Origin of the sequence: Halomonas lysinitropha (genome assembly GCF_902500215.1) — a bacterium.
GTDB classification, from domain to species: domain Bacteria; phylum Pseudomonadota; class Gammaproteobacteria; order Pseudomonadales; family Halomonadaceae; genus Halomonas; species Halomonas lysinitropha.
The window spans coordinates 44,969-70,395 of the sequence record NZ_CABVOU010000016.1 but is presented as its reverse complement, the minus strand read 5'-3'; the positions used below and the strand labels follow the sequence as shown (position 1 = coordinate 70,395).

Here is a 25,427-nt window from a genome sequence, read left to right as displayed (position 1 = left end):
TCGCAATCGTCTAGTCAGGATGCCCAGCCCCGATGAGCCCTAGTTCACCCAGCCCCGGCACCAACCAGTCCTGGGGCGGCCGCTTCAGCGAGCCCACCGACGCCTTCGTCGAACGCTTCACTGCTTCGGTCGACTTCGACCAGCGTCTCGCCCTCCACGACATCCAGGGATCCATCGCTCATGCCACCATGCTGGCCCGGGTCGAGGTGCTCACCGACGAGGAGCGAGACGCCATCATCGAGGGGCTCGCCGAGATTCGCGGCGAGATCGAGGCTGGCACCTTCGAGTGGTCTGTGGCCCTCGAGGACGTGCATATGAACATCGAGGCGCGTCTTACCGAGAAGATCGGCATCACCGGCAAGAAGCTGCATACCGGCCGCTCGCGCAACGACCAGGTGGCCACCGACATCCGCCTCTTCCTGCGCGACGAAATCGACAAGGTCAGCGCCGAGCTGGCGCGCCTGCGCGAGGGGCTGATCACGCTGGCCGATCGCGAAGCCGATACCATCATGCCCGGATTCACCCACCTGCAGACCGCTCAGCCTGTCACCTTCGGCCACCACCTGCTGGCCTGGCAGGAAATGATCGCCCGCGACCATGAACGCCTGCTGGACTGCCGCCGACGGGTCAACGTGATGCCGCTGGGTGCGGCGGCACTGGCCGGTACCACCTATCCCATCGACCGCCATGTCACCGCCGAACTGCTAGGCTTCGAGCGACCCGCGGAAAACTCCCTGGACGCCGTGAGCGATCGCGACTTTGCCATCGAGTTCACGGCGTTCTCCAGCATCCTGCTGATGCACCTGTCGCGCATGAGCGAGGAGCTGGTGCTGTGGACCAGCGCCCAGTTCGCCTTCGTCGACCTGCCCGACCGCTTCTGCACCGGCTCCTCGATCATGCCGCAGAAGAAGAACCCGGACGTGCCGGAACTGGTGCGCGGCAAGACCGGTCGCGTCTACGGCCACCTGATCGGCCTGCTGACCCTGATGAAGTCCCAGCCGCTGGCCTACAACAAGGACAACCAGGAGGACAAGGAGCCGCTGTTCGACACCCTGGATACCGTCAAGGGCTGCCTGCGTGCCTTCGCCGACATGGTGCCGGCCATCGAGCCCAGGAAGACGAGCATGACCGAAGCCGCCCGCCGCGGCTTCTCCACCGCCACCGACCTTGCCGACTACCTGGTGCGCAAGGGCGTAGCCTTCCGCGACGCCCACGAGATCGTCGGCCAGTCCGTGGCCTTCGGCCTGCGCGAGGGCAAGGACCTCTCCGAGATGACCCTCGAGGAACTTCGCCAGTTCTCGGCTACCATCGAGGCGGACGTCTTCGACGTGCTGACCCTGGAGGGCTCGGTGGCCGCTCGCAACCATATCGGCGGCACTGCCCCGGACCAGGTGCGCGCCGCTGCCCAGCGGGCGCGGGATGCCCTCGCGACCCTGACGGACCCGGTCTGATGCGTCACCTCGCTCCGCTTATCCTTGCCTTGGGACTAGGACTGGCCCTGGCCGGCTGCGGCCAGAAGGGACCGCTCTACCTGCCCGGCGATGAGGCCGCCGCCGAACGCTACGACCCTGCCGGCCAGCAGGAAGCGTCGGACGAGGACGCGGCCCAACCGGACGACGATACCGCCCAAGACGACGAGAGCTAAGGCATGGATCATTTCGAATACCGCGACGGCGTCCTTTACGGCGAGGACATGCCACTCACCCGCATCGCCGACGAATTCGGTACCCCGTGCTACGTCTACTCACGCGCGACCCTGGCACGCCACTTTCGCGCCTACACCGAGGCACTGGGCAGCCACCCGCATCTGATCTGCTATGCGGTGAAGGCCAACAGCAACCTGGCGGTGCTGGGGCTGCTGGCAAGGCTCGGTGCCGGCTTCGACATCGTCTCCGTGGGCGAGCTGGAGCGGGTGCTGGCCGCCGGTGGCGAGCCGGCCAAGGTCGTCTTTTCCGGCGTCGCCAAGCAGGAGACCGAGATGGCCCGGGCGCTGGAGGTAGGCATCAAGTGCTTCAACGTCGAATCGCGCCCCGAACTGGAGCGTCTCGACGCCGTGGCCGGCCGAGTCGGCAAGATCGCCCCGGTGTCGCTGCGGGTCAATCCGGATGTGGACGCCGGCACGCACCCCTATATCTCCACCGGGCTCAAGGACAACAAGTTCGGCATCCCGGTGGACGAGGCGCTGGCCGTCTACGAGCTGGCCGCCAAGCTGCCCCACGTCGCCGTCACCGGCCTGGACTGCCATATCGGCTCCCAGCTCACCGAACTCGCGCCCTTCCTCGACGCCCTGGACCGCCTGCTGGCCCTGCTCGAGCGCCTGCGCGAGCGCGGCATCGAGGTGGCGCACCTGGACCTGGGCGGCGGGCTTGGCGTGCCCTACCGCGACGAGCACCCGCCGGCGCCCTTCGACTATGCCACCGCCCTGATCGAGCGTCTCTCCCGCTGGGAAGGCAGCGAGCGCCTGACCCTGCTCTTCGAGCCGGGCCGCTCCATCGCCGCCAATGCCGGGGTCCTGTTGACCCGGGTCGAATACCTCAAGCCCGGAGAGACAAAGAATTTCGCCATCGTTGATGCGGGCATGAACGACCTGATCCGTCCCGCCCTCTACCAGGCGTGGCAGACGATCCTGGCGGTCGATACCCGCAAGCCGCGCGACACCGCCACCTATGACGTGGTCGGCCCGGTCTGCGAGACCGGCGATTTCCTGGGCAAGGACCGCGCGCTCGCCATCGCCGCCGGCGACCTGCTGGCGGTGCGCTCCGCTGGCGCCTACGGCTTCGCGATGGCCTCGAACTACAACAGCCGCCCGCGCCCCGCCGAGGTGATGGTCGACGGCGACCAGGCCCACCTGGTGCGGCGCCGCGAAAGGCTGGCAGACCTGTGGGCGGGCGAGTCGCTGCTGCCCGACGATCGCGGAGAGGTACGCTGATGCTGCTGCACTTCACCAAGATGCAGGGGCTGGGCAACGACTTCATGGTGGTCGACCTGGTCACCCAGCGGGCTCGCCTGGCCGACGACCAGATCCGCCGGCTGGCCGACCGCCGCTTCGGCGTGGGCTTCGACCAGCTCCTGGTCGTCGAGCCGCCGCGGGATCCGGAAATGGACTTCCGCTACCGCATCTACAACGCCGACGGCAGCGAGGTGGAGAACTGCGGCAACGGTGCCCGCTGCTTCGCCCGCTTCGTGCGCGACCAGCGCCTGACCCACAAGCACGAGATTCGAGTCGAGACCTCGGGCGGCCCGCTGACCCTGGTGGTCGAAGACGGCGGCGGGGTCCGCGTCGACATGGGCGCACCGCGCTTCGCGCCCGAGGCCCTGCCCTTCGAGGCCGCCGAGGACCGAATGCTCCATCCGCTGGAGGTAGACGGCGAACGCCTCGAAGTGGGCGTGGTCTCGATGGGCAACCCCCATGCGGTACTGCGCGTCGACGACGTCGACGTGGCCCCCGTCGAGCGCCTGGGGCCGGCTCTCGAGGCTCACCCACGCTTCCCTCGGCGGGTCAATGTGGGCTTCATGCAGGTGGTGACGCCTCACGAGATCCGCCTGCGAGTGTATGAACGCGGCAGCGGCGAAACCCTGGCCTGCGGCACCGGCGCCTGCGCCGCGGTGGCCAGCGGTATCCGCCAGGGGCTGCTCTCGAGCCCGGTCACCGTGCACCTGCGCGGCGGTGACCTGCGTATCGACTGGGCCGGCGGCGACGCCCCCCTGATCATGACCGGTCCCGCCGAGTGCGTCTTCGACGGCCGCGTCATCCTGAACTGAGCCGCCCCGACACCAGAGGAGAAGCTCCCATGACCCGAGCCGTCCCTGACCCGCGCAAGACCCTCGACCCCGATCGGGTGGCCCAGTGGCTGGCCTGTCACCCGGACTTCTTCGTCGGGCGCGAGGGCCTGCTGCAGCAGCTCAAGGTGCCGCATCCGGAGGCCCGCGGCACCACCTCGCTACTCGAGCGCCTGGTCCATGACCTGCGTTCCCGTGCCGAGCAGGCCGAATGGCGCCTGGAACAGCTGCTGGAGTCGGCCCGCCACAACGAGGCCCAGTATCGCCGCACTCGTGAGCTGGTGCTGGCGCTGCTCGAGGCCGAGGACAACGACGCCCTGGGCCAGGCACTGGCCACCCAGCTCGCCGAACGCTTCCATACCCCGGCGGTGGCGCTGTGGTGCCCGGCCAGTCTGACCGATGCCGAGCCTCTACCGCCCCAGGCCCCTCGCCAGGTCCTCGACGACCATGCTGGCCAGCGCCTGGCTGCCCTCCTCGATGGCCGCAACAGCCGCTGCACGCGACTGACGCCGACTGACTGGAAGCGCCTGCTGCCCCACGTGCCGGCTCCCGACAAGGCCGGCTCCTGCGCCCTGTCACGACTGGCCCTGGGCGAGCCGCTGGGCTATCTGGTGCTGGCAAGCCACGACCCGGACCATTTCCGCGCCAGCATGGATACCCTGTTCACGGAATATGTGGGCGAGGTAGTCGCACGGCTGCTGGTGCGCCAGGCCCCGGCCTCTTCGTGACAGGTCGCGCGATGGAGCGAGAGGTGGAGGCCTTCCTGGCCGGACTGGCGCGCACCGCCAGTCCGGCCACGGTGAGCGCCTACCGGCATGACCTGGCGGCCCTGTTGGCCTTCCTCGAAGCCGAGGCCGTCGACGACTGGTCCCGGCTGGATGCTGCCCTGCTACGCCGTTTCCTGGGCAGCGAACGTATGCGGGGGCAGGCTCCCCGCAGCCTGGCCCGCCGGCGAGCGGCCATCTCGGGCTTCGCCCGACACCTGGTAGAGGTCGGCCGGCTCCGCCACAACCCGGTGCCGCTGGTGCGGACGCCGCGCCAACCCAGGCACCTGCCCCGGCCACTGGACGTGGATCAGCTGGCCCACTTCCTCGACACGCCTCATGACGGCTCGCCCCTGGCCCGTCGCGACCAGGCGATGCTGGAGCTCTTCTATTCGAGCGGTCTGCGCCTGGCCGAGCTGGCGGCGCTCGATCTCGGGGACCTCCAGCCCCAGCGTGTCCGGGTACTGGGCAAGGGCGGCAAGCCCCGCCAGGTACCGGTAGGCCGCCGGGCGCGACAGGCCCTGGACGCCTGGAAGGACGTCCGCGGTCAGCTGGCCAACCGCGACACATCGGCGCTGTTCGTCGGTGTCCGCGGGGCCCGGCTGGGCCATCGCGCCATCCAGAAACGCCTCACCGAACTGGCCAGGGTCAGGGGACTGGCCGAGCACCTCCATCCACACCGGCTGCGCCACTCCTTCGCCAGCCATCTGCTGGAGTCGAGCCAGGACCTGCGCGCCGTTCAGGAGCTACTGGGCCATGCCGACCTCGCCACCACCCAGGTCTACACTCGGCTCGACTGGCAGCACCTGGCGGCGAGCTACGACGCGGCCCACCCTCGAGCACGCCGCCGCTCCGACGATACCGGTGAGCCGTCATGACCCTGCAGGCCATCACCTTCGATCTCGACGACACCCTGTGGGACAACCGCGGCGTGATGAGTCGCACCGAGACCGGCCACTACGCCTGGCTCGACGAGAGCCTGGCCGCCTGGCTGGCGCGCCGCCGAGAAACGCATCGCGGCTGTTTCGCGGAACGCTTCCCCCTGGCGGCCTACCAGAAGAGTCGCCAACGCCTCGCCGAGCAGTACCCGCTGCGTCGGGGTGACTTCAGCTGGCTGCGTGAACGCGCCCTCGTCGAACTGCTGGAGGCCTTCGGGCTGCCGCGCAGTGCCGCCTGGCTGTGGGCCGCCGCGACCATGGCGCGCTTCCACGCCCTGCGCATCGATGTCTCGCCTCATCCCGAGGTTGAACCGCTGCTCTGCGAGCTCGGCGGCCGCTACCGTCTGGGCTCGATCACCAACGGCAATCTGGCGGTGCATCGCCTGGCGCTGCACCGCCATTTCCAGGTCAGCATCGCCGCTGGCGAGATCCAGGCCCCCAAGCCGGACGCCCGCCCCTTCCTCGCCGCCCTGGCGCGCCTCGCCACCCCGCCCTCCCGGGCACTGCATGTCGGGGATTCCTGGCAGGAGGATGTGCTGCCGGCTCTACGCCTGGGCATGCGTGCGGCCTGGATTGCCGCCGATACACCCCATGCCGGCGAGCTCCCCGCGGGGGCATACCGCCTGCGCCACGTGCGGGAGCTGCCGGCGTTGATTACCAAACTGGAAGGGGAGTCCTGACACCGGTGAGGAGCGCCGTGGGCAAGCCAGAGAGGAGATACCGTCTCCCCCGACCAACCTTTATCCTTCCTTAGGCTCTAGCAGCCACTGGTCGAGGCGCTCGTGCACCTCCTCGAGGCCCTGCTTCTTGAGGGCGGAGAAGAGCTGGATGCTCACCAGGTCCTCCCACTCGCGCAGCCGCAAGCGCACCTGCTGCAAGGCACTCTTAGCCGCTCCGCTCTTGAGCTTGTCGGCCTTGGTCAGCAGGATATGTACCGGCATACCGGCCTCGTCGGCCCAGCCGAGCAGGGTCTGGTCGAATTCGGTCAACGGATGGCGCACATCCATCACCAGCACCAGTCCGCGCAGCGAGCCGCGCCGGCGCAGATAGTCGGAAAGATGACGCTGCCACTCCAGCTTGACCTGCTCGGGCACCTTGGCATAGCCGTAGCCCGGCAGGTCGACCAGCCGGTGGCCACTATCGTCGCCCAGCGTGAAGAAGTTGATCAGTTGGGTGCGCCCCGGCGTCTTGGAGGTGCGGGCCAGCGCTTTCTGCCGCGTCAGGGCATTGATGGCGCTGGACTTTCCGGCATTGGAACGGCCGGCGAAGGCCACCTCGGCCCCATCATCCGGCGGGCACTTGGCCAGGGTCGGGGCACTGATGAGAAAACGGGAGGCCTGATAGTTGAGTCGCGACATCGCGGGAAAGTCCTGACGTTGATCGAGGGCGCCACGGGTTGCATTCCCGCGGCTCTGGTGTTCCGTTATAATAAAGCGTCTTTGTCTGCGACCCGGGGCGCTCCAGTATACCACCGTGCTCCGTCCGTCAGCGACCGACCACAAGGCGTCGGCGGCGACCGGCCAGAGGGCACCCGGCCTCGAGGATCGGGCGGCACCCAGGGGACGTACCGGCCAACAACGTAACGGGAAAGTGGAACAGCGATGAGAAATCTACTGGCAAGCCTGGCAATCACCGTGGGCGCCGTCGGCGTGGCCCATGCAGACCTTCAAGCGGATGCCGATGCAGCAGCCGGCAAGGAGATGGCGCAGCCCTGTGCCGCCTGCCACGGCCAGCAGGGCATCAGCCCGTCCGGTGCCTTCCCCAACCTGGCCGGTCAGCAGGCCTCCTACCTGGCCAAGCAGATCATGGATATCCGAGAAGGGCGCAGAGAAGTTGCCCAGATGGCCGGGCAGGTAGACAACTTCTCCGACCAGGATGCCTGGGACGTCGCCAAGTTCTACGCCGAGCAGGATCCGGCGCTGGGCCAGGCCGACACTGGCGAGGCGTTGATCGAGCGTGGCCGCGAACTGTACCGCGCCGGCGACATGGCCAAGGGCATCCCCGCCTGTGCCGCCTGTCATTCGCCCACCGGCGAGGGCATCGGCACGGCCGTTTATCCGGCGCTTTCCGGCCAGCACCCCGAGTACACCCTGAGCACCCTGCAGGACTTCGCCTCTGGAGCGCGCAACAACGACCCGGCGAACATGATGGGCAGCATCGCCTCCAAGCTGAGCGATGATGATATGGAAGCCGTCGCCAACTACGTGCTGGGCCTGCACTGAGATCGACCCGGCGCCTGAGGCGCTGGCACGTCGGGGCGGCCTAGGGCCGCCATTGGCGTCTACGGGGGAACCCCTCTCCCGGGCAAGAATCAAAGCTCCGACGTGCCGCCTCTCGGCACCGGGACCATGATGCACTCAAGGAGAACCCCATGCTCAAGCCCCTGATGCTCGTCCTCGCCGGCCTCGCCCTACCGGGCCTGGCCAGCGCCCAGTCCCTCGTTGAGGGTGAGCACTACGAAGTGCTCGACAACCCGGTGGAGCCCCAGGTCGAGGAGGAGCGTATCGAAGTGACTGAGGCCTTCTGGTACGGCTGTCCCCACTGTTACAACCTGGAGGAGCCCCTCAACGCCTGGGTTGCCGAACAGCCCGAGGATGTCGCCTTCCAGCGCATGCCGGCCACCATGGGCGGCGACTGGAACACCCACGCCTTCGCCTTCTACGCGGCCCAGCAACTGGGAATTCTCGACGACCTGCATGACGACTTCTTCCACGCCATTCATGAGGAAGGCCGCGACCTGACCGACCCCGATGCCATCGCCGAGTTCTTCAGCAACTACGGCGTCAGCGAGGCGGAAGCCCAGGAGGCGCTGGGCTCCTTTGGCGTCAAGGGCAAGGTGAACCAGGCCCACGCCCGCATGCGCCAGATGCAACTGATGGGCGTTCCGGCGCTGATCGTCGACGGCCGTTATCTGGTCTCACCGAGCTCGGCCGGCAGCCTCGACAACATGCCACAGGTGGCGGGTGCCCTGGTCGAAAGAGTCCGCGAGGAGCGTGCAGACTGAAATGTCCCATCTGGCCGAGGCAAGGACGCCACTGCTCGTGGGCGGCCATCTGAAGCTGCTCACCTTCAACCTGCAGGTGGGCATCCAGACCTCGGCCTACCATCACTACCTGACGCGCAGCTGGCAGCACCTGCTGCCGCACCCGAACCGTCTACGGCGTCTGGACATGATCGGCGAGGTGCTCGGCCGCTTCGACATCGTCGGGCTTCAGGAGGCCGACGGCGGGAGTTTCCGCTCGAGCCAGGTCAACCAGGTGGAGTATCTGGCCAGCCACGCCGGCTTTCCCCACCACTTCCAGCAGCTCAACCGCAACCTAGGGCGCATTGCCCAGCATAGCAACGGGCTGCTGTCGCGACTGGCGCCGAGCCGCATCGAGGAGTATCGCCTGCCCGGCACTCTGCCCGGTCGTGGCGCCATCCATGCCCGCTACGGCGAGGGCAGCGATGCCCTGCACCTCTTCGTCGCCCACCTGGCGCTGAGTCATCGCGGCCGGGTACGACAGCTCGACTACCTCAGTGAGATCATCCAGCCATTGCGCCACGTGGTGGTGATGGGCGACCTCAACTGCACGCCCGAACAGCTCCATGGCCACCAGCGCTTTCGTGCCTCGCTGCCGCTGCACCCGGTGCGCCCACCGCTCAGCTACCCCTCCTGGCAACCCCGCCGGGCCCTGGATCACATTCTGTTGTCGGAGTCCCTGCAGGCGGACGAGGTGCGGGTACTCGACCACCTCTTCTCGGACCACCTGCCCATTGCAGTGGACGTACGGCTGCCCGAGGCCTGCCTGCAAACCTGCCTGGCCGCCACTCGACGCGAGGCTGAGAAGCCGCGACACTGAGGACCACCGTATAGTCATCGTTGGCTCGAGGGGCAAACGCCGGCCCCCTGGTGTGCGACCATCATGCTTCAGCAGACGCAAAATCCGAACAGCGAGATCCATACCCATGGCCCAATCCCACGAGCTACCAGGCTTCATCGCCTGGCTCGACCGTGCCTCGGAATGGCTCGGCAGGAGCCTCTCCTGGCTGGTGCTGCCGATGATGCTCATCCAGTTCCTGATCGTGGTGCTGCGCTACGCCTTCAGCTTCAACAGCATCCCCATGCAGGAGTCGGTGATGTACATGCACGCCGTGGTGTTCATGCTGGCCGCCGCCTGGACCCTCAAGCATGACGGCCACGTGCGAGTGGACATTTTCTACCGTGCCATGACGCCGAAGCGCAAGGCGCTGGTCGACCTCTGCGGCACCCTCTTCCTGCTACTACCGGTAATGGTCTTCGTGATCCTCACGAGCCTGAACTATGTGGGCAGGTCCTGGAGCATTCTCGAGGGCTCACCCGATACCGGCGGCATCCCCGGCATCTTCCTGCTCAAGACGCTGATCCCACTCTTCGCAGGGCTGATGCTCCTTCAGGCCCTGGTGGAAGCGAGCCGCCATTTCCTGGTCCTCACCGGACGCCTGCCTCCGCCCGAAAAGGACGATGACCCTCATGTCGAGGAGCTCCTCTGATGCTGGAGTTCATGCCCCTGGTGCTCTTCCTGGTCATCTGTCTGGTACTGATGGCCGGTTACCCCGTCGCCCTGTCGCTGGCCGGTACCGCCCTGGCCTTTGCCGGGCTAGGGCTGGGCCTCGAGGCTCTGGGAATCGATGCCCACTTCGACGGTGGCTATCTGGGCGCCTTCCCCAATCGCCTCTATGGCATCATGACCAACCAGACACTGCTGGCGGTCCCCTTGTTCGTGCTGATGGGCGTGCTGCTGGAGAAGTCCAAGGTTGCCGAGCACCTGCTCGATGCCATGGCGCTGCTGTTCGGCTCACTACGCGGGGGCCTGGGCATCTCGGTGACCCTGGTGGGGATGCTGCTGGCCGCTTCTACCGGCATCGTCGGCGCTACCGTGGTGACCATGGGCCTGATGTCGCTACCCACCATGCTCAAGCGCGGCTACAGCATGCCGCTGGCTACCGGCACCATCTGCGCCACCGGCACCCTGGGACAGATCATTCCCCCCTCCATCGCCCTGGTGCTGCTCGGCGATGTGCTCTCTTCCGCCTACCAGCAAGCCCAGCTCTCCATGGGCATCTTCAGCCCCAAGACGGTCTCGGTGGGCGATCTGTTCATGGGCGCCCTGGTGCCCGGGCTTGCCCTGGTGGTGCTCTACATCGCCTATGTCTCGGTGGTCGCCTGGCTCAGGCCGCAATCCGCCCCACCCGCCGATCGCAAGGAGCTGATGGACGAGCTGGGTCATGAAGGGGGCCTGGGGCTCCTGTTGCTCAAGGGGCTGGTCCCGCCCATCGTACTGATCGTTGCCGTGCTGGGCTCGATTCTCGGCGGCTTTGCCACGCCCACCGAGGCGGCAGGCGTCGGTGCCTTCGGTGCGATGATCCTGGCTCTGGCCTATCGGCGCCTGAACATCCAGACCCTCAAGGAGGTGCTGCGCTCGACGACCCATGTCACCACCATGGTCTTCATGATCCTGATCGGTGCCGCGCTCTTCTCGCTGGTGTTCCGCGCCTATGGCGGCGAGGAACTGGTCACCGACCTGTTCGAGGACATGCCCGGCGGCGTGGTGGGCGCCACCCTCATCGTGATGCTGGTGATCTTCCTGCTTGGCTTCATCCTCGACTTCATCGAGATCACCTTCGTGGTAGTGCCCATCGTTGGGCCGATCCTGCTGGCGATGGGGGTCGACCCCGTCTGGCTGGGCATCATGATCGCCATCAACCTGCAGACCTCTTTCCTGACGCCGCCCTTCGGCTTCGCCCTCTTCTATCTGCGCGGGGTAGCGCCGGACTCGGTGCCTACCTCGGCGATCTACAAGGGGGTGATCCCCTTCATCGGGCTGCAACTCTGCATGCTGCTGGCCCTGGCCTGGTTCCCGGAACTGGCCACCTGGCTGCCGGATCAGTTCTGACCCGCCGACATGTCCCCGGGGCTGCCGACCCGTTCGGGCGGGTAACGCCGGGGCAAGTCGTTTTCGGTACCACCCGGGGCCCCACAAGGGCCACCGGCTAACTGCCAGCCCCAAGAGGGCTTTCCACGACAACACCCACAATATCCAGAGGGAAAGCACATGAAACTCAGATCACTCGCCGTTGCCGTCGCCATGAGCGGCGCCGTCTCCGGCCTGATGCTCGTCTCCAGCGTCGATAACACGGCGCAGGCGCAGGAAACCTTCGAGTGGAAGATGGTCACCTCCTGGCCGAAGAACTTCCCGGGCGTCGGCCAGGGACCCGAGCGCCTGGCGAAAATCGTCGATGAGATGTCCGACGGCCGCCTCACCATCGAGGTCTTCGGGGCCGGCCAGCTGGTGCCGGGCTTCGAGGTGTTCGACGCCGTCTCCGAGGGCACCGCGGAGCTGGGCCATTCCGCCTCCTATTACTGGAAGGGCAAGGCGCCGGCCGCCCAGTTCTTCGCTGCCGTGCCCTTTGGCATGAACGCCCAGGAGATGAACGCCTGGCTGCACTACGGTGGCGGCCTCGAGCTTTGGAACGAGCTCTATGACGACTTCGGCGTCGATGTCCTCGTCGCCGGTGCCTCCGGCGTGCAGATGGGCGGCTGGTACAACAAGGAGATCAACTCCGTCGATGACCTCGACGGCCTGAAGATGCGCATGCCGGGCCTCGGCGGCGAGGTGATGGAGCGCATGGGGGTGGCCATCGTCAACATGCCCGGCGGCGAGATCTTCACGTCGCTGCAGTCCGGCGCCATCGACGCCACCGAGTGGATCGGCCCCTACAACGATCTGGCCTTCGGCCTGCATCAGGCCGCCGACTACTACTACTACCCGGGCTGGCACGAGCCGACCGTGATGTTCGAGGCGATCATCAACGAGGAGGCCATGGCCGCGCTGCCCGCCGACCTGCAGGCGATCCTGCGCACCGCGGTGCGTGACATCAACGCCGATGTGCTGGACGAGTACACCGCGCGTAACAACGACGCCCTGGAGACCCTGGTCAACGAGCATGGGGTGGAGCTGCGCCGCCTGCCGGACGACGTCCTGGCCCGGGCCAAGGAGCACTCCGCCGAGGTGGTCGCCGAACTCGCCGAGGACAGCGAGATGGCCGGGAAGATCCACGACTCCTACCGGGCCTTCCAGGAGAAGGTGGTCAACTACCACACCATCTCCGAACAGGCCTACTACAACGCCCGCAACCCGGACGAGAGCACCGACAACTGAACTCGTTGTCCCACCCGCGCAGAGGCCGCCTTCGGGCGGCTCTTTTCGTCTGGGTGGTGACCCATGGCCTTGCCATCAGCGGCACAATGGCGCCAGCCAGGCCTCGGCGAGCCACAGCACCAGGGCATAGCGGACTGCCTTGGCCAGGGTAATCAGCAGAATGGCACGCCACCAAGGTAGCTGCAGGACACCGGCCAGCACGGTGAGCGGGTCACCGATCACCGGCGCCCAGGAAACCAGCAGGCTCCACTCTCCGATGCGACGGTACCAGCGCTCGGCCCGTTCCAACCCATGCCGAGATACCGGAAACCAGCGGCGATCCTGGAACTGCCGCGCGTAGCGCCCCAGTGCCACATTCACCAGACTGCCCAGGATATTGCCGAGACTGGCCACCGCCCAGAGCAGCATGGCCGGCTCGCCGGTGCACCACAGCCGGGCCAACCACACCTCGGAGCCACCGGGCAGCAGGGTGGCACTGGCCAGGGCCACCAGGAACAGGGTCAGCATGGCACTGCCCACCGTCCCTGACGTAGGCTAGGCACTCCCTTCAACCGCAATGACGTGATACCAATGGCCGCCTCCCGCTGCATACCCAATACCCTGACCATTGCCGGCTCCGACCCCAGTGGCGGCGCCGGCATCCAGGCCGACCTCAAGACCCTTTCGGCCCTGGGGACCTATGCTACCAGCGTGATCACCGCCCTGACCGCCCAGAACACCCGCGGCGTCAGCGGCGTTCACCCGGTACCGGTGGAGTTCATCGCCGCCCAGCTCGAGACGCTGCTTGCTGACGTCGACATCGACGCCGTGAAGATCGGCATGGTGGCCAGCCGCGAGGTGGCCGACGTGATCCGCGAGGCCCTGACTCTGCGGCGGCCGGGCTGGATCGTGCTCGACCCGGTGATGGTGGCCAAGAGCGGCGATATCCTGGTCGACGATGCCGGCATCGCGGCGGTTCGCGAGCGCCTGGTGCCCCTGGCCGACCTGATCACCCCCAACCTGCCGGAGGCCGCCGTACTGCTGGGCTGCCCGGTACCCGAGGATCGCGCCGGCATGGAGGCCTTGGTACCGGCGCTGCGCGACCTGGGGGCCGGGGCAACCCTGCTCAAGGGGGGCCACCTGGAGGGCGGCGAGTGCCCCGACCTGCTGATCACCGCCCAAGCAGCGAACTGGATCGAGGGCCACCGAATCGATACCACCAACCTGCATGGCACGGGCTGCACCCTCTCCTCGGCGATCTGCGCCCGCCTGGCCCATGGCGATGCCCTGCCCGATGCCGTGGCCACCGCCAAGACCTGGCTGTCGCGGGCGCTCGAGGAGAGTCACCGACTTGATGTGGGTCAGGGACGCGGCCCGGTGCATCATTTTCACGGCAGGAGGTAACCCGCCAGGCTTGCGCCCTTTCACCCTGCCGCTCATGCTGAAGGCAATGCCATGGGACTCAACCTTCCCGGGAGGTAGCCGTCATGAGCCAGACCCTGCTGTTCGCCAGTGACCTCTCAGCCGAGAACCGGGCCGCCTTCGCTCGAGCCATACGCCTGGCGGTGGAGAGCGGCGCTCGACTCGATATCATCCATGTGCTCGATCCCTACCTGCCGCGGCGGGTCCTGCACGACCTGGAAACAGCCGTGGTGGAGGATATCCGCGCCTTCCTCGTCGACATCCGTGAGGACTATGCGCTGCCCGAACCCCAGTGCCTGATCCAGACCATGGCCGGCGCTCCCTATGCCGAAATCATCCGTGAGGCCCATGAGCGCGATGCCGACATGATCATCCTCGGTGCTCATCGCAAGCGCGGCCAGCCCGATCTGGTCGCCGGCACGACCCTCGCCAGGGTGCTGCGCAGCGCCCCCTGCCCGGTGCTCTCGGTCAGCCATCTGGCCACCCAGGAGTGGCAGGACATCCTGGTGCCGGTGGACTTCTCGCTGACCTCGCGGCACACCCTGCGCGAGACTCTCAAGCGATTCCCCGAGGCCCGGCTGACCCTGCTGCATGCCTGGGACATCCCCGGCGAGCGGGAACTGGGCTCGGACCGCGACTATGCCCGCTGGCGCGACCGCGAGGTGGAGCGGCTGCGTACCCAGCTCGAGCGCGAGACCGAGCAGCTGATGAGCGAGCTCGACGACGTTCCGGAGCTCGAGCTGGTGCTGGAGCAGGGCGACCCCCTCGAGGTGTTGATGACCCGTCTGCGCCGTCAGCCGCCGGACCTGCTCGCCTTGGGCAGCCGTGGCCCGCTGGGTCGCCAGAGCCAGATCACCGAGCGTCTGCTGTCCGAACCTCACTGCGACATCATGCTCTGTCGCGCCTGGTAGGAAACGCCGAATAGCTATACAGAACTTTTACGAAAGGATATTGTCCGTACAGGACAATCCCCTGTCGTGAGAGATTCATCATGTCGCTGCCCCGTAATCTGAGCGCACTCCTGCTGGCGGCAATGGCCACCACCGCGACGGCCGATACCGTAGAGATCGAAGGTGCCAGCTTCCCGGCTACCATCGAGACCGATGAGCGGCGCTACGAGCGGATCGGCCACGGCCTCTTCCGCTACATGATCTGGGATGCCTATGCTGGCGCCTACTATCAGGCCCAGGGCTTTCCGCGTCCGGCTCCACTGTCCAAGGTCCCGCGCCGCCTGGAGCTCGAATATTTCCACGCCATCGAGGCCGAGGAGTTCGCCGAGGCGACCCGCAAGAGCGTGCGTGAGGCCCTCGATGACGCTACCTATGAAGAGCTGAGTTCACCACTGGAGACCTTCAACGAGCGCTATCGCGACGTCGAACCCGGCGACCGCTATGCGCTGACCTGGGATGGCGACCGGCTGACCCTGGCGTTGAACGGCGAGATGCTCTACGAAGGGAACGACCCGGATCTTGCCAGCGCCCTGTTCGGCATCTGGCTGGGCGAGGAGCCACTGGGCGAAGCGTTCCGTGACGACCTGCTGGGGCGCTGAGGCGGCGACATGCTAGGCTTGGCGGTCCGTAACGGCAGCCAAGGAGACCCCACCCCATGAAGGCCCTGATCCAGCGCGTGAAACGTGCAAGCGTCGAGATAGACGATCGCGAGGTAGGCGCCATAGGCCTGGGGTTGCTGGCCCTGGTGGGGGTCGAGAAGGGTGACGATGAGGCGGCGGCCGACAGGCTGTTGCACAAGCTGCTGCACTATCGCGTGTTTCCCGACGAAGCGGGCAAGATGAACTGCAACCTGCAGCAGGCCGAGGGTGGCCTGCTGCTGGTCTCACAGTTCACCCTGGCCGCCGACACCCGCAAGGGGCTGAGACCCAGCTTCTCCAGCGCGGCACCGCCCGCCGAGGGCGACCGCCTCTTCCACTATCTGCTGGAGCGCGCCGAAGCGGCCTGGCCGAGAGTCGCCAGCGGCGAATTTGCCGCCAACATGCAGGTCTCGCTGATCAACGACGGGCCGGTGACCTTCCTACTGGAAAGCTAGCCGCCTAGCTCGGCCTCCATGGCTTCGAGGGCTTCCTCGGCGGCCAGCCACTCGGCCTCGAGATCCTCGAGGCGGGACTTGAGCTCGCCCTGGCGACCGAGGCGGCTGGTGAGCTCCTCCTTTCGCGCCGGATCGGTATAGAGCTCGGCATCACCCAGCATCTCCTCCACCGCGGCCAGCTCCTTCTGGACCCTCTCCATGGCCTGCTCGGTGCGGTCGCGCTGTTTCTTCAGAGGACGAAGCTTCTCGCGCAGTTCCGCGGCAACACGACGGGTCGTCTTGCGATCCTCCCTGGGGGCTTCGGTCACGGCCTGGCGGTCGGCCTTGTCGGCCCGGGCCTCGCGGCGCTCGCCCTCGAGGCGCGCCTTGAGCCAGGCCCGATAGTCCTCCAGGTCGCCGTCGAAGGGCTCGACGCGATGATCGGCCACCCGCCAGAACTCATCCACGGTGGCACGTAACAGGTGCCTGTCGTGGGAGACGATGATCACCGTCCCCTCGAAGCTTGCCAGGGCCTCGGTGAGCGCCTCGCGCATCTCCAGGTCCAGGTGGTTGGTGGGCTCATCCAGCAACAACAGGTTGGGCTTGTGCCAGGCGACCAGCGCCAGGGCCAGGCGGGCCTTCTCGCCGCCCGAGAAACGGCCCACCTCGGCGAAGACGTCGTCGCCGTGGAAGCCGAAGCCCCCCAGGAACTTGCGGATATCCAGATCGGCAGCCGTGGGCGAGAGACGCTGCACGTGCATGAAGGGCGTAGAGGTCAGGTCCAGCCCCTCCAGCTGATGCTGGGCGAAGTAGCCGATCGCCAGGTGTTCACCGGCCACCCGCTTTCCGGAAAGCAGCGGCAGGTCACCGGTCAGCGACTTGATCAGGGTCGACTTGCCGGCCCCGTTGGGGCCCAGCAGGCCGATACGCTGGCCGGGCAGCAGGGTCAGCTTGACGCCGTCGAGCTGCACCGTTTCCTGGCCGGCCTCGTCACGATAGCCCAGGCGCGCCTCGTCGAGCACTAGCAGCGGGTGGGAGACCTTGTCGGCGCAGGGAATGGTGAAGTGGAAGGGCGAGTCGGCATGGGCCACGGCGATGTCGCCCATGCGCTCGAGGGTCTTGAGCCGGCTCTGGGCGGCACGCGCCTTGTTGGCCTGGTAGCGAAAGCGCGCCACGAAGCGCTCGATCTCCTCGCGGCGCGCCTGCTGCTTGGCCGCCTCGGCCTGCTGCAGGGCCAGCTTCTCGGCCCGGGTGCGCTCGAAGGTGGAGTAGTTGCCGCGATAGAGCACCAGGTTCTGGCGATCGAAGTGCGCGATGTGGTCGCACACCGCATCGAGAAAGTCGCGGTCGTGGGAGATCAGCAGAAGGGTACCGGGGTAGCGGGTGAGCCACTGCTCGAGCCAGAGCAGGGCATCCAGGTCCAGGTGGTTGGTGGGCTCGTCCAGCAGCAGCAGGTCAGAGGGCTTGAACAGCGTACGCGCCAGGTTGACGCGCATCCGCCAGCCACCGGAAAAATCCGCCAGCGGCCGCTCCAGATCGGCCTGGACGAAGCCCAGGCCCACCAGCAGTTGGGCCGCCCGGGATGGTGCACTGTAGCCGTCCAGCGACTCGATGGCGCCATGCAGTTCCGCCTCGCGATGGGCGTTCCCCTGCTCGCGGGCCGCCGCCAGGGCCGCCTCGGTGTGGCGCAGTTCACGGTCGCCGTCCAGCACGTAGTCGACGATGGCGCGCTCAAGCGCTTCCACTTCCTGGTCCATATGGGCGATGCGCTGGCCACCGCTCATCTCCACCTCTCCCTTGTCCGGGGAGAGCTCGCCAAGCAACAGCTTGAAAAGGCTCGACTTGCCCGCCCCATTGGGCCCGACGATGCCCGCCTTGTGGCCGGCATGCAGGGTCAGGTCGGCCCCTTCGAGCAGGGTCTGGGTGCCGCGTTGCAGGGAAACTTGGCGCAGTGCGATCATGCAGGCTCCACTCGGCAGTCAGTGAGGCTGCCGCCCAGCGGGACGACAGCCGTGTCATGACCCACGATTCTACCCAATTGCCGGCCGCTCTGCGGGCCCGACTGCTCGACGCCCCCCTGTGGGAATTCGCTCTGGCCCTGTATGCGAGCGACGGCGTCGAAGAAGCCTGCCTGGAACTTCAGGACGAGGCGGGCGTGGATGTCTGCGAGCTGCTCTGGCACTGCTGGCTGCATCATCATGGGCTGGCGTGCAACGATTGCACCGACGCGGTCCGCCGCTGGCAGCAGCGGGTCACGGCGCCTCTGCGCCGGCTGCGTCGGGAGCTGAAGTCCGAGGCCGGTCAGCGAGAGTCCGTTGCCACACTGCGCCGGACGCTTCAGCAGGCCGAGCTCCAGGCAGAGGGCGAGGCCCTGTCGCGCCTGGAACGGCTGGCGCTCGAGAGCGACCGGCTCTGGGCCCTGCCCAGCCCTTCTCCCCGCCTGGACGATCATCTCTCCGAGCAACTGCAATTGCAGCAAAAACCTCATCTTAGCGCCCTGCAAGCCCTGAAAGGCTCGCTTGACCCCTCATGACGGCCGGGCTAGCCTGAGTTTAGCAAAGTGAATGTCATGTTCACTCAAACCAGCTGATGGATGCATCCTCCATCACAGGACAAACCTGCAGAGGGACCAAGTATGAAGTCACATAAGCTGTTGACGGGCGCCGGTATTGGCGCACTGATGTTTGGCATGTCCACCGCCGCTTTCGCCGACAACTGGCGCTACGCCCATGAGGAATACGAGGGCGACGTTCAGGATGTCTTCGCCGTCGCCTTCAAGGAGTATGTCGAGGAGAATTCCGATCACAGCGTGCAGATCTACCGCTTCGGCGAACTCGGCGAGTCCGACGACATCATGGAGCAGACCCAGAACGGTATCCTGCAGTTCGTCAACCAGTCGCCCGGTTTCACCGGTTCACTGATCCCGGAGGCACAGATCTTCTTCATCCCCTATCTGATGCCCACCGACATGGATCAGGTGCTCGAGTTCTTCGACGAGAGCGAAGCCATCAACGAGATGTTCCCGAAGCTCTATGCGGAGCATGGGCTCGAGCTGCTGCAGATGTATCCGGAAGGCGAGATGGTGGTCACCGCCGACGAGCCGATCACGTCGCCGGAGGACTTCAGCAACAAGAAGATCCGCACCATGACCAACCCGCTACTGGCAGAAACCTACAATGCCTTCGGCGCGACACCCACGCCGCTGCCTTGGGGCGAGGTCTATGGTGGCCTGCAGACCGGCATCATCGACGGTCAGGAGAACCCGATCTTCTGGATCGAGTCCGGCAAACTCTACGAGGTTTCCCCGCACCTGACCTTCACCAGCCATGGCTGGTTCACCACCGCGATGATGGCCAACCAGGATTTCTTCGAGGGTCTCTCCGACGAGGACAAGGAGCTGGTCCGCGAGGCATCCGATGCCGCCTATGATCACACCATCGAGCACATCCAGGGCCTGGCCAAGGAGTCGCTGGAGAAGATCCAGGAGGCCTCCGACGAGGTTACTGTGACCCGCCTAAACGAGGAGCAGATCCAGGCCTTCAAGGAGCGTGCACCTCAGGTCGAGGAAGAGTTCATCGACATGACCGGCGAGCGCGGCCAGGAACTGCTGAACCAGTTCAAGGCCGACCTCGAAGCCGTGAGCGACGACGCGGAGTAATCACTGCCGGCCTCGACCTTCAAGGGGGGTGGCCTGTCCGGGCCGCCCCCCCGTTGTTTCTGCAGATGCGGTTACAGGCATCAGCTTGGCTGACATGGCAGCGTGCACCCAGCGTTGATGTCGGCGGCTCCGTTGCCAAGGATCCACACGTATGCTGGCTATAAGGGAATCCCGATTTTCCCGTCTTGCATGCAGATAAGGGAGTGCGGACATGTCCGATGAAGAGTCCGAAAAGCACTATCGCTCGGGCCTGCCTGGCCCACTCGGGGTCATCGATACCCTGATAAGCAAGCTGGAAGCGGTGATACTGGCGCTCGGTGTGCTGTTAATGGCCTTCAACACCATCGCCAATGTCATCGCCCGCTTCGTGTTCGGTAACAGCATCTTCTTTTCTGGCGAGATCAACCGCATCCTGATCATCATGATCACCTTTGCCGGCATCGGCTATGCCGCCCGCCACGGGCGCCATATCCGCATGTCGGCGATCTATGACGCTCTGCCGGTTGGCGGCCGCCGAGTGCTGATGATCGTCATTGCGCTATTCACCTCACTGGTGATGTTCTTCCTGCTCTATTTCTCGATCTTCTTCATCCTGGACCTACAGTCCAAGGGCAGGATCCTGCCGGCGCTGGGGATGCCGATCTGGATCATCTACCTCTGGGCCCCCCTGGGTTTTCTGATTACCGGGATCCAGTACCTGCTTACCGCCATCAAGAACCTGACGTCACGGGACGTCTACCTGTCGACCAGCGTGCTTGACGGCTACAAGGACACGGAAACGGAAGTCTGACGCAGGGCAGAACGCCCAGGAGAGCGAACAATGACGACAATAATGGTTACCACCATGATCGCCCTGCTACTGCTGGGCTTTCCCATGATGATCCCGCTGATCACCGCGGCGGTCATCGGTTTCTTCATGATGTTCAATGGCATGGGCCAGATGGAAACGCTCATCCAGCAGATGATGGCCGGTATACGTCCCGCCTCGCTGATCGCGGTGCCCATGTTCATTCTCGCCGCCGATATCATGACCCGAGGCCAGTCGGCCGAGCGGCTGATCAATATGGTGATGTCCTTCATCGGCCACGTGAAGGGAGGTCTGGCGGTCTCCACCGCCGCCTCCTGCACCCTGTTCGGCGCGGTATCGGGCTCCACCCAGGCCACGGTAGTGGCCATCGGCTCGCCCTTGCGTCCCAAGCTGCTCAAGGCCGGATATTCGGACTCCTTTTCCCTGGCACTCATCATCAATTCCAGTGATATTGCCTTCCTGATTCCGCCGAGCATCGGCATGATCATCTACGGCGTCATCTCGGGAACCTCCATCGCCGAACTGTTTATCGCCGGCATCGGCCCCGGGATGATGATCCTGCTGATGTTCTCGCTCTACTGCGTGATCTACGCCATCGTCCGCAAGGTGCCCACCGAGCCGAAGTCGAACTGGGGCGAGCGCTTCACCGCGGTTCGCATGGCCCTGTGGCCGCTGGGCTTCCCGGTGATCATCGTGGGCGGCATCTATGGCGGGATCTTCAGCCCCACCGAAGCGGCGGCGGCCTGCGTGCTCTATGCCATCTTCCTGGAGTTTCTGATCTTCCGCTCGCTGAAGGTCAACGATATCTACGCCATCGCCAAGTCCACCGGCCTGATCACCGCCGTGGTGTTTATCCTGGTGGCGGTGGGCAATGGCTTCTCCTGGATCATCTCCTTCGCCCAGATCCCCCAGGAGATCCTCGCCGCAGCCGGTATCAACGAGGCCGGCCCCACCGGCGTACTGATCGCCATCTGCATCGCCTTCTTCGTGGCCTGCATGTTCGTCGACCCGATCGTGGTAATCCTGGTGCTGACGCCGATCTTCGCCCCGGCCGTGGCCGCCACCGGGCTCGATCCGGTGCTGGTAGGTATCCTGATCACCCTACAAGTAGCCATCGGCTCGGCGACGCCACCCTTCGGCTGTGACATCTTCACCGCCATCGCCATCTTCAAACGGCCCTACTGGGATGTGATCAAGGGCACACCACCCTTCGTATGCATCCTGATTCTGGCGGCGGCCCTGCTGATCATGTTCCCGCAAATCGCTCTCTTCCTGCGCGACGTAGCCTTCCGCTGATCCAAGGAGTAACGAGCATGTTCAATCGGATACTGATCCCGGTAGATGGCTCCAAGGGCGCCCTCAAGGCGCTGGAGAAAGGCGCTGGGCTACAGCTGCTGACCGGGGCAGAGCTCTACATCCTGTGTGTCTTCAAGCACCACAGCCTGCTCGAGGCCTCGCTCTCCATGGTGCGGCCCGAGCGGCTCGATCTGCCCGATGACGTCCTCAAGGAGTACGCCACCGAGATCGCGGTGCACGCCAAGTCCCATGCCATAGAGCTCGGGGTACCGGCCGAGAAGGTACGCGGCTTCGTCAAGGGCGGGCGGCCGTCGCGCACCATCGTGCGCTTCGCCCGCAAGCGCGAGTGCGACCTGATCGTGATCGGCTCCCAGGGCACCAACGGTGACAAGAGTCTGCTCCTGGGTAGCGTTTCCCAGCGAGTGGCCGGCTCTGCCAGCTGCCCGACCCTGATCGTCTGACCCTCGGGAACGCCCCTCACCGGGCCGGTTTCCCCCTCCATGACAGGCGGGTGCGGAACCGGCCCGGTCCTGTTAGGGTCCCATGGTTCCCATGCATTATCCGACACTCATTCAAGGCGCTGCTGCGCCAGACCACAAGGTTCCTTCATGAAGACACTACTGACCTCCGCCTCCCTTGCGGCTCTGATGACCGCCGCTCCCCTGGCATTGGCCGCGACGCCAGAGACCGACGACGAAAAGCTCAGCTACAGCCTCGGCGTGACCTTGGGCCAGAGCATCCAGCAGGATGTCGAGGAGCTGAACATCGATGCCTTTACCCAGGCCATCCGTGACGTCTTCGAGGGCGACGACGAGCTGGCAATGAGCGACGAGGAGATGGCCGAGGCCCTGACGGCATTCCAGCAGCAGGCCATGGCCGCTCGCGAGGCCGAGACCGAGCAGCAGGCCGCGGCCAACCGCGCCGAAGGCGAGGCCTACCTGGCAGAGAACGCCGAACAGGATGCGGTAACGGTCACCGACTCGGGCCTTCAGTACCGCGAGCTTGAATCCGGCGACGGCGCCACCCCAGGTGCCGACGACACCGTCGAGGTCCATTACGAGGGCACCCTGATCGACGGTACCGTCTTCGACAGCTCCTACGAGCGCGGCGAGCCGGTGAGCTTCCAGGTCGGTCAGGTCATCGAAGGCTGGCAGGAAGCCCTTCAATTGATGAGCGTGGGCGACACCTGGGAAGTGGTGATCCCCTCCGACCTCGCCTATGGCGCCCAGGGGCAGGGTCCCATCGGCCCCCACGAGACACTGATCTTCAAGGTCGAACTGCTTGACGTGGCCGGTGAGTGACCCTGCCCCGATGAGCGCCTTTCGCTGCCTGGCCGCCACCAGCCTCTGCCTCGGGCTGGCGGCCCCAGTGGCCGCCCAGGAAGGCCCGGGACAGCTACCTCACCTCGATATCGACCGGGACGGGACCAGCGTGCTCGGCGTCTCCTCGGGGGGGTATATGGCGACTCAGCTAGCGGTAGCCTGGCCCGAGCAATTCGCCGGGCTGGGCGTGGCTGCCGCCGGGCCCTGGGCCTGCGCCCGGGGCTCGCTGGGCCTGGCTCTGGGCCAGTGCATGATGACTCAGCGGGGCATGCCCGATCTCACGGAGTTGCAGAACCGCTATGACGCCTATGCGCGCCGGGACCTGGTGGGCGACCCCGATGCCCTGGCCGACCTGCGGGTATTTATCTGGCATGGCAGCGAAGACGAGACCGTGGACCCGGCCCTGAGCCAGGTCCTGGCCGATCAGTTCCGCGACTGGCTGGCCTCACCGGATGACCAGTTGAGGTTCATGACGAGCGAGCAGGCCGGCCACGGCTGGCCGCTGGCAACGCGCCCGGGCACGCCCGTGGACGCCCTGGCGGATTGCCGTGGTGGGGGCGGCACCCACCTGCTGGCCTGTGACCTGGACATTGCCGGAAAGATGCTGGGCTGGCTGCACGGCGACCTGACACCTCCCGAGCCGGGCAAGCCACAGGGCGAGCTCGTGCGCTTCGACCAGTCGGATTTCGACGCTCGAGGGCTGGGTGATGCCGGTTACCTGTTCATGCCGGCGGGCTGCGAGGCAGGTGGCTGCAAGCTGACAGTGGCACTGCATGGCTGTGCCATGGATGTCGAGCAGATCGACGAGGCCTTCGTTCGCCACAGTGGCCTCAACGAGTGGGCCGCCGCCAATCAGCGAGTGGTGCTCTACCCTCAGGCGGAAACCAGCCTGCCCAATCCCCAGGGGTGCTGGGACTGGTGGGGCTTTGCCGAGAGCACCTGGCAACTCGACCCCCTGCATGACAGCCGCCAGGGTTCCCAGACGGGCGCGCTGATGGCCATGATCGAACGTCTGCAACAGACACCCGACGAGAAGTGAGCCGGCCGGCGCATTATCCTTCTTTCAGCGCCTGAGCCAGGGCAGCCTGCAGTGGCCCCGATGTGGGCGAGTGCAACACCCGGCGTCTAATCTCGCCCTCGGGGTCCACCAGGAACAGCGAGGCGCTGTGGTCGATGGTATAGGCCATGGCGGAGTCCGGTGTCTCCACTCGGCGCCAGACCACGCCGTAGCGTTGGGTCACTTCCTCGAGCGCCTCCTGACTCCCGGTGGCGCCGATGAACTCCTCCCCGAAGAAGCCCAGATACTCCTCCAATCGTGCCAGCGTGTCTCGCTCTGGGTCCACCGACACCATCAATGGCACCACCCGGCGCCGCTGTTCGGGATCGAGACGCCCCATCACCTGACGCACCACCGCAAGGCTCATCGGGCAGACATCCGGGCACCAGGTGTACCCGAAGAAGACGACCGCCAGCTGATCGTCGTCGAGCTGGCTCAGCGAGAATTCGCCCTCGGTCGAGGGTAGGTCTATAGGCCCTCCCTGGGGTTCGCCATTCGCCCGGTCCCTCAGTTGATGCTGGTAGAAACCGATGCCAACCGCCATCACCACCAGTATCGCGCCCAGTCCCAGCCAGATGCCTCGTCGCTTCATGCTCATCGCCTCGTCACTTCGAAATCGAACCAGCTTCCCAGGCGCCCTTGCGGCGTGTCCACCACTACCTTGGCGCGCCAGGGCATGACCGCCTCGGTACAAATCGCTACCTGCCCCTCTCCGCGGAAAACACCGCTCCCCACGGCCTCGAGGGGGAAACGGTGCAGCCCCATGTCCATGTCACGGCCGACAAAGTCGACACGGACGGAATCGGCCTGTATGCCGCTCAGGTGAACCTCCAGCGGCAGGCGCTCCAGGGCGCGGATGGGACCCTCGGCGGCGATCGTCAGGCGCAACGAGACGTCCTGTCCCAGAGGCACCGTGCAGGGCGCCGAATGCAGATCGCAGGACATTTCGCCCGGCGGATGCCACTGCACGTCGGCCTCGTCCTGCAGGGTGTAGCGGGTCAGATACCAGAGCGCGATGGCCAGGGTCACCAAGGTAATGGCGATCAGCAGGTGCAGCAGCGGCGGGCGCGCCGCACCTGCCGATGACAGACTAGGTTGTGACATGGCGGAGAGCGGGGCCTCCATTGGTGGCAGGATAGCGGTAAGCTTATCAGCATTTGCCTGCGGCGAAGTGCGCAAGGATGTCGCAGGGGCTACCAC

The 25,427-nt window shown here is 66.0% G+C and carries 29 protein-coding genes; 24 read left to right on the top strand and 5 right to left on the bottom strand.

The window, feature by feature from the left end; all coding sequences use genetic code 11:
* The first annotated feature begins 32 nt into the window (after positions 1-32).
* The 7 genes from argH to HALO32_RS02295 are packed head-to-tail and all read left to right on the top strand — an operon-like array spanning position 33 to position 6,162.
* Positions 33-1,451, top strand: coding sequence for an argininosuccinate lyase (argH, locus tag HALO32_RS02325; protein ID WP_151442181.1), 1,419 nt, complete (start codon positions 33-35; stop codon positions 1,449-1,451).
* Complete coding sequence (gene lptM / locus HALO32_RS02320; RefSeq protein WP_151442180.1) at positions 1,451-1,645, top strand: LPS translocon maturation chaperone LptM; 195 nt, start codon at positions 1,451-1,453, stop codon at positions 1,643-1,645. Before argH ends, lptM begins: the two co-directional genes overlap by 1 nt.
* A gap of 3 nt (positions 1,646-1,648) precedes the next feature.
* Positions 1,649-2,929, top strand: coding sequence for a diaminopimelate decarboxylase (gene lysA, locus HALO32_RS02315; RefSeq protein WP_151442179.1), 1,281 nt, complete (start codon positions 1,649-1,651; stop codon positions 2,927-2,929).
* Positions 2,929-3,762: a diaminopimelate epimerase gene (gene dapF / locus HALO32_RS02310; protein ID WP_151442178.1), complete on the top strand. Its 834-nt coding sequence runs from the start codon at positions 2,929-2,931 to the stop codon at positions 3,760-3,762. The genes lysA and dapF overlap by 1 nt, the downstream gene beginning before the upstream one ends.
* A gap of 29 nt (positions 3,763-3,791) precedes the next feature.
* Positions 3,792-4,508, top strand: coding sequence for a DUF484 family protein (locus tag HALO32_RS02305; RefSeq protein ID WP_151442177.1), 717 nt, complete (start codon positions 3,792-3,794; stop codon positions 4,506-4,508).
* Positions 4,509-4,519: 11 nt separating this feature from the next.
* Positions 4,520-5,422 (top strand): tyrosine recombinase XerC, encoded by a 903-nt coding sequence (locus HALO32_RS02300; RefSeq protein ID WP_151442176.1) that lies wholly within the window; start codon positions 4,520-4,522, stop codon positions 5,420-5,422.
* On the top strand, positions 5,419-6,162 hold the full coding sequence (locus tag HALO32_RS02295; protein WP_151442175.1) for an HAD family hydrolase: 744 nt from the start codon (positions 5,419-5,421) through the stop codon (positions 6,160-6,162). The genes HALO32_RS02300 and HALO32_RS02295 overlap by 4 nt, the downstream gene beginning before the upstream one ends.
* Before the next feature lie 60 nt (positions 6,163-6,222).
* On the opposite strand, the gene yihA is transcribed toward HALO32_RS02295, so the two are convergent.
* Positions 6,223-6,840, bottom strand: a complete 618-nt coding sequence (gene yihA / locus HALO32_RS02290) for a ribosome biogenesis GTP-binding protein YihA/YsxC (protein ID WP_151442174.1) — start codon at positions 6,838-6,840, stop codon at positions 6,223-6,225.
* A gap of 243 nt (positions 6,841-7,083) precedes the next feature.
* On the opposite strand from yihA, the gene HALO32_RS02285 reads away from it, so the two are divergent.
* The 6 genes from HALO32_RS02285 (at position 7,084) to HALO32_RS02260 (ending at position 12,663) form a co-directional block, all read left to right on the top strand.
* Complete coding sequence (locus HALO32_RS02285) at positions 7,084-7,704, top strand: c-type cytochrome (protein ID WP_151442173.1); 621 nt, start codon at positions 7,084-7,086, stop codon at positions 7,702-7,704.
* 149 nt (positions 7,705-7,853) lie between these two features.
* On the top strand, positions 7,854-8,486 hold the full coding sequence (locus tag HALO32_RS02280; RefSeq protein ID WP_151442172.1) for a thiol:disulfide interchange protein DsbA/DsbL: 633 nt from the start codon (positions 7,854-7,856) through the stop codon (positions 8,484-8,486).
* Position 8,487: 1 nt separating this feature from the next.
* Positions 8,488-9,324 carry an endonuclease/exonuclease/phosphatase family protein gene (locus tag HALO32_RS02275; protein ID WP_151442250.1) on the top strand — a complete coding sequence of 279 codons (837 nt, stop codon included), beginning with the start codon at positions 8,488-8,490 and terminating at the stop codon, positions 9,322-9,324.
* Positions 9,325-9,430: 106 nt separating this feature from the next.
* Entirely contained in the window at positions 9,431-9,994 is a 564-nt protein-coding gene (locus HALO32_RS02270) for a TRAP transporter small permease subunit (RefSeq protein ID WP_151442171.1), read from the top strand.
* Complete coding sequence (locus HALO32_RS02265; RefSeq protein ID WP_151442170.1) at positions 9,994-11,397, top strand: TRAP transporter large permease; 1,404 nt, start codon at positions 9,994-9,996, stop codon at positions 11,395-11,397. Before HALO32_RS02270 ends, HALO32_RS02265 begins: the two co-directional genes overlap by 1 nt.
* 159 nt (positions 11,398-11,556) lie before the next feature.
* The gene (locus HALO32_RS02260) at positions 11,557-12,663 is read left to right on the top strand and encodes a TRAP transporter substrate-binding protein (RefSeq protein ID WP_151442169.1); all 1,107 of its coding nucleotides are present in this window, start codon (positions 11,557-11,559) and stop codon (positions 12,661-12,663) included.
* 75 nt (positions 12,664-12,738) lie between these two features.
* Here the strand turns inward: HALO32_RS02260 and HALO32_RS02255 are convergent, their stop codons facing one another.
* Positions 12,739-13,170, bottom strand: coding sequence for a YqaA family protein (locus HALO32_RS02255; protein WP_151442168.1), 432 nt, complete (start codon positions 13,168-13,170; stop codon positions 12,739-12,741).
* A 63-nt stretch (positions 13,171-13,233) separates the two neighbouring features.
* Here HALO32_RS02255 and thiD point away from each other — a divergent pair, with 63 nt between their 5' ends.
* The 4 genes from thiD (at position 13,234) to dtd (ending at position 16,107) form a co-directional block, all read left to right on the top strand.
* Positions 13,234-14,046 (top strand): bifunctional hydroxymethylpyrimidine kinase/phosphomethylpyrimidine kinase, encoded by an 813-nt coding sequence (gene thiD / locus HALO32_RS02250; protein ID WP_151442167.1) that lies wholly within the window; start codon positions 13,234-13,236, stop codon positions 14,044-14,046.
* An 83-nt stretch (positions 14,047-14,129) separates the two neighbouring features.
* On the top strand, positions 14,130-14,975 hold the full coding sequence (locus HALO32_RS02245) for a universal stress protein (protein WP_151442166.1): 846 nt from the start codon (positions 14,130-14,132) through the stop codon (positions 14,973-14,975).
* An 80-nt stretch (positions 14,976-15,055) separates the two neighbouring features.
* The gene (locus HALO32_RS02240) at positions 15,056-15,613 is read left to right on the top strand and encodes a chalcone isomerase family protein (protein WP_151442165.1); all 558 of its coding nucleotides are present in this window, start codon (positions 15,056-15,058) and stop codon (positions 15,611-15,613) included.
* Positions 15,614-15,669: 56 nt separating this feature from the next.
* Entirely contained in the window at positions 15,670-16,107 is a 438-nt protein-coding gene (gene dtd, locus HALO32_RS02235) for a D-aminoacyl-tRNA deacylase (protein ID WP_151442164.1), read from the top strand.
* On the opposite strand, the gene HALO32_RS02230 is transcribed toward dtd, so the two are convergent.
* The gene (locus HALO32_RS02230; protein ID WP_151442163.1) at positions 16,104-18,047 is read right to left on the bottom strand and encodes an ATP-binding cassette domain-containing protein; all 1,944 of its coding nucleotides are present in this window, start codon (positions 18,045-18,047) and stop codon (positions 16,104-16,106) included. The genes dtd and HALO32_RS02230 overlap by 4 nt on opposite strands.
* 56 nt (positions 18,048-18,103) lie before the next feature.
* Between HALO32_RS02230 and HALO32_RS02225 the strand changes: the two genes are divergently transcribed.
* From HALO32_RS02225 to HALO32_RS02195, 7 genes are all read left to right on the top strand, one after another.
* Positions 18,104-18,619: a TIGR02444 family protein gene (locus tag HALO32_RS02225; protein WP_151442162.1), complete on the top strand. Its 516-nt coding sequence runs from the start codon at positions 18,104-18,106 to the stop codon at positions 18,617-18,619.
* Between the two features lie 102 nt (positions 18,620-18,721).
* The gene (locus HALO32_RS02220; protein WP_151442161.1) at positions 18,722-19,744 is read left to right on the top strand and encodes a TRAP transporter substrate-binding protein; all 1,023 of its coding nucleotides are present in this window, start codon (positions 18,722-18,724) and stop codon (positions 19,742-19,744) included.
* A 211-nt stretch (positions 19,745-19,955) separates the two neighbouring features.
* Complete coding sequence (locus HALO32_RS02215; protein WP_151442160.1) at positions 19,956-20,534, top strand: TRAP transporter small permease; 579 nt, start codon at positions 19,956-19,958, stop codon at positions 20,532-20,534.
* 30 nt (positions 20,535-20,564) lie between these two features.
* A complete protein-coding gene (locus tag HALO32_RS02210; protein WP_151442159.1) occupies positions 20,565-21,848 on the top strand; it encodes a TRAP transporter large permease in 1,284 nt (427 codons plus the stop codon).
* A gap of 17 nt (positions 21,849-21,865) precedes the next feature.
* Entirely contained in the window at positions 21,866-22,309 is a 444-nt protein-coding gene (locus HALO32_RS02205; RefSeq protein ID WP_151442158.1) for a universal stress protein, read from the top strand.
* Positions 22,310-22,456: 147 nt separating this feature from the next.
* Positions 22,457-23,149: an FKBP-type peptidyl-prolyl cis-trans isomerase gene (locus HALO32_RS02200; protein WP_151442157.1), complete on the top strand. Its 693-nt coding sequence runs from the start codon at positions 22,457-22,459 to the stop codon at positions 23,147-23,149.
* A complete protein-coding gene (locus HALO32_RS02195; RefSeq protein WP_225809668.1) occupies positions 23,142-24,209 on the top strand; it encodes a prolyl oligopeptidase family serine peptidase in 1,068 nt (355 codons plus the stop codon). Before HALO32_RS02200 ends, HALO32_RS02195 begins: the two co-directional genes overlap by 8 nt.
* A gap of 13 nt (positions 24,210-24,222) precedes the next feature.
* On the opposite strand, the gene HALO32_RS02190 is transcribed toward HALO32_RS02195, so the two are convergent.
* Together HALO32_RS02190 and HALO32_RS02185 are read right to left on the bottom strand one after the other, a co-directional pair.
* A complete protein-coding gene (locus HALO32_RS02190; protein WP_151442156.1) occupies positions 24,223-24,819 on the bottom strand; it encodes an SCO family protein in 597 nt (198 codons plus the stop codon).
* Between the two features lie 2 nt (positions 24,820-24,821).
* Entirely contained in the window at positions 24,822-25,331 is a 510-nt protein-coding gene (locus HALO32_RS02185) for a hypothetical protein (RefSeq protein ID WP_151442155.1), read from the bottom strand.
* Between the last annotated feature and the right edge of the window lie 96 nt (positions 25,332-25,427).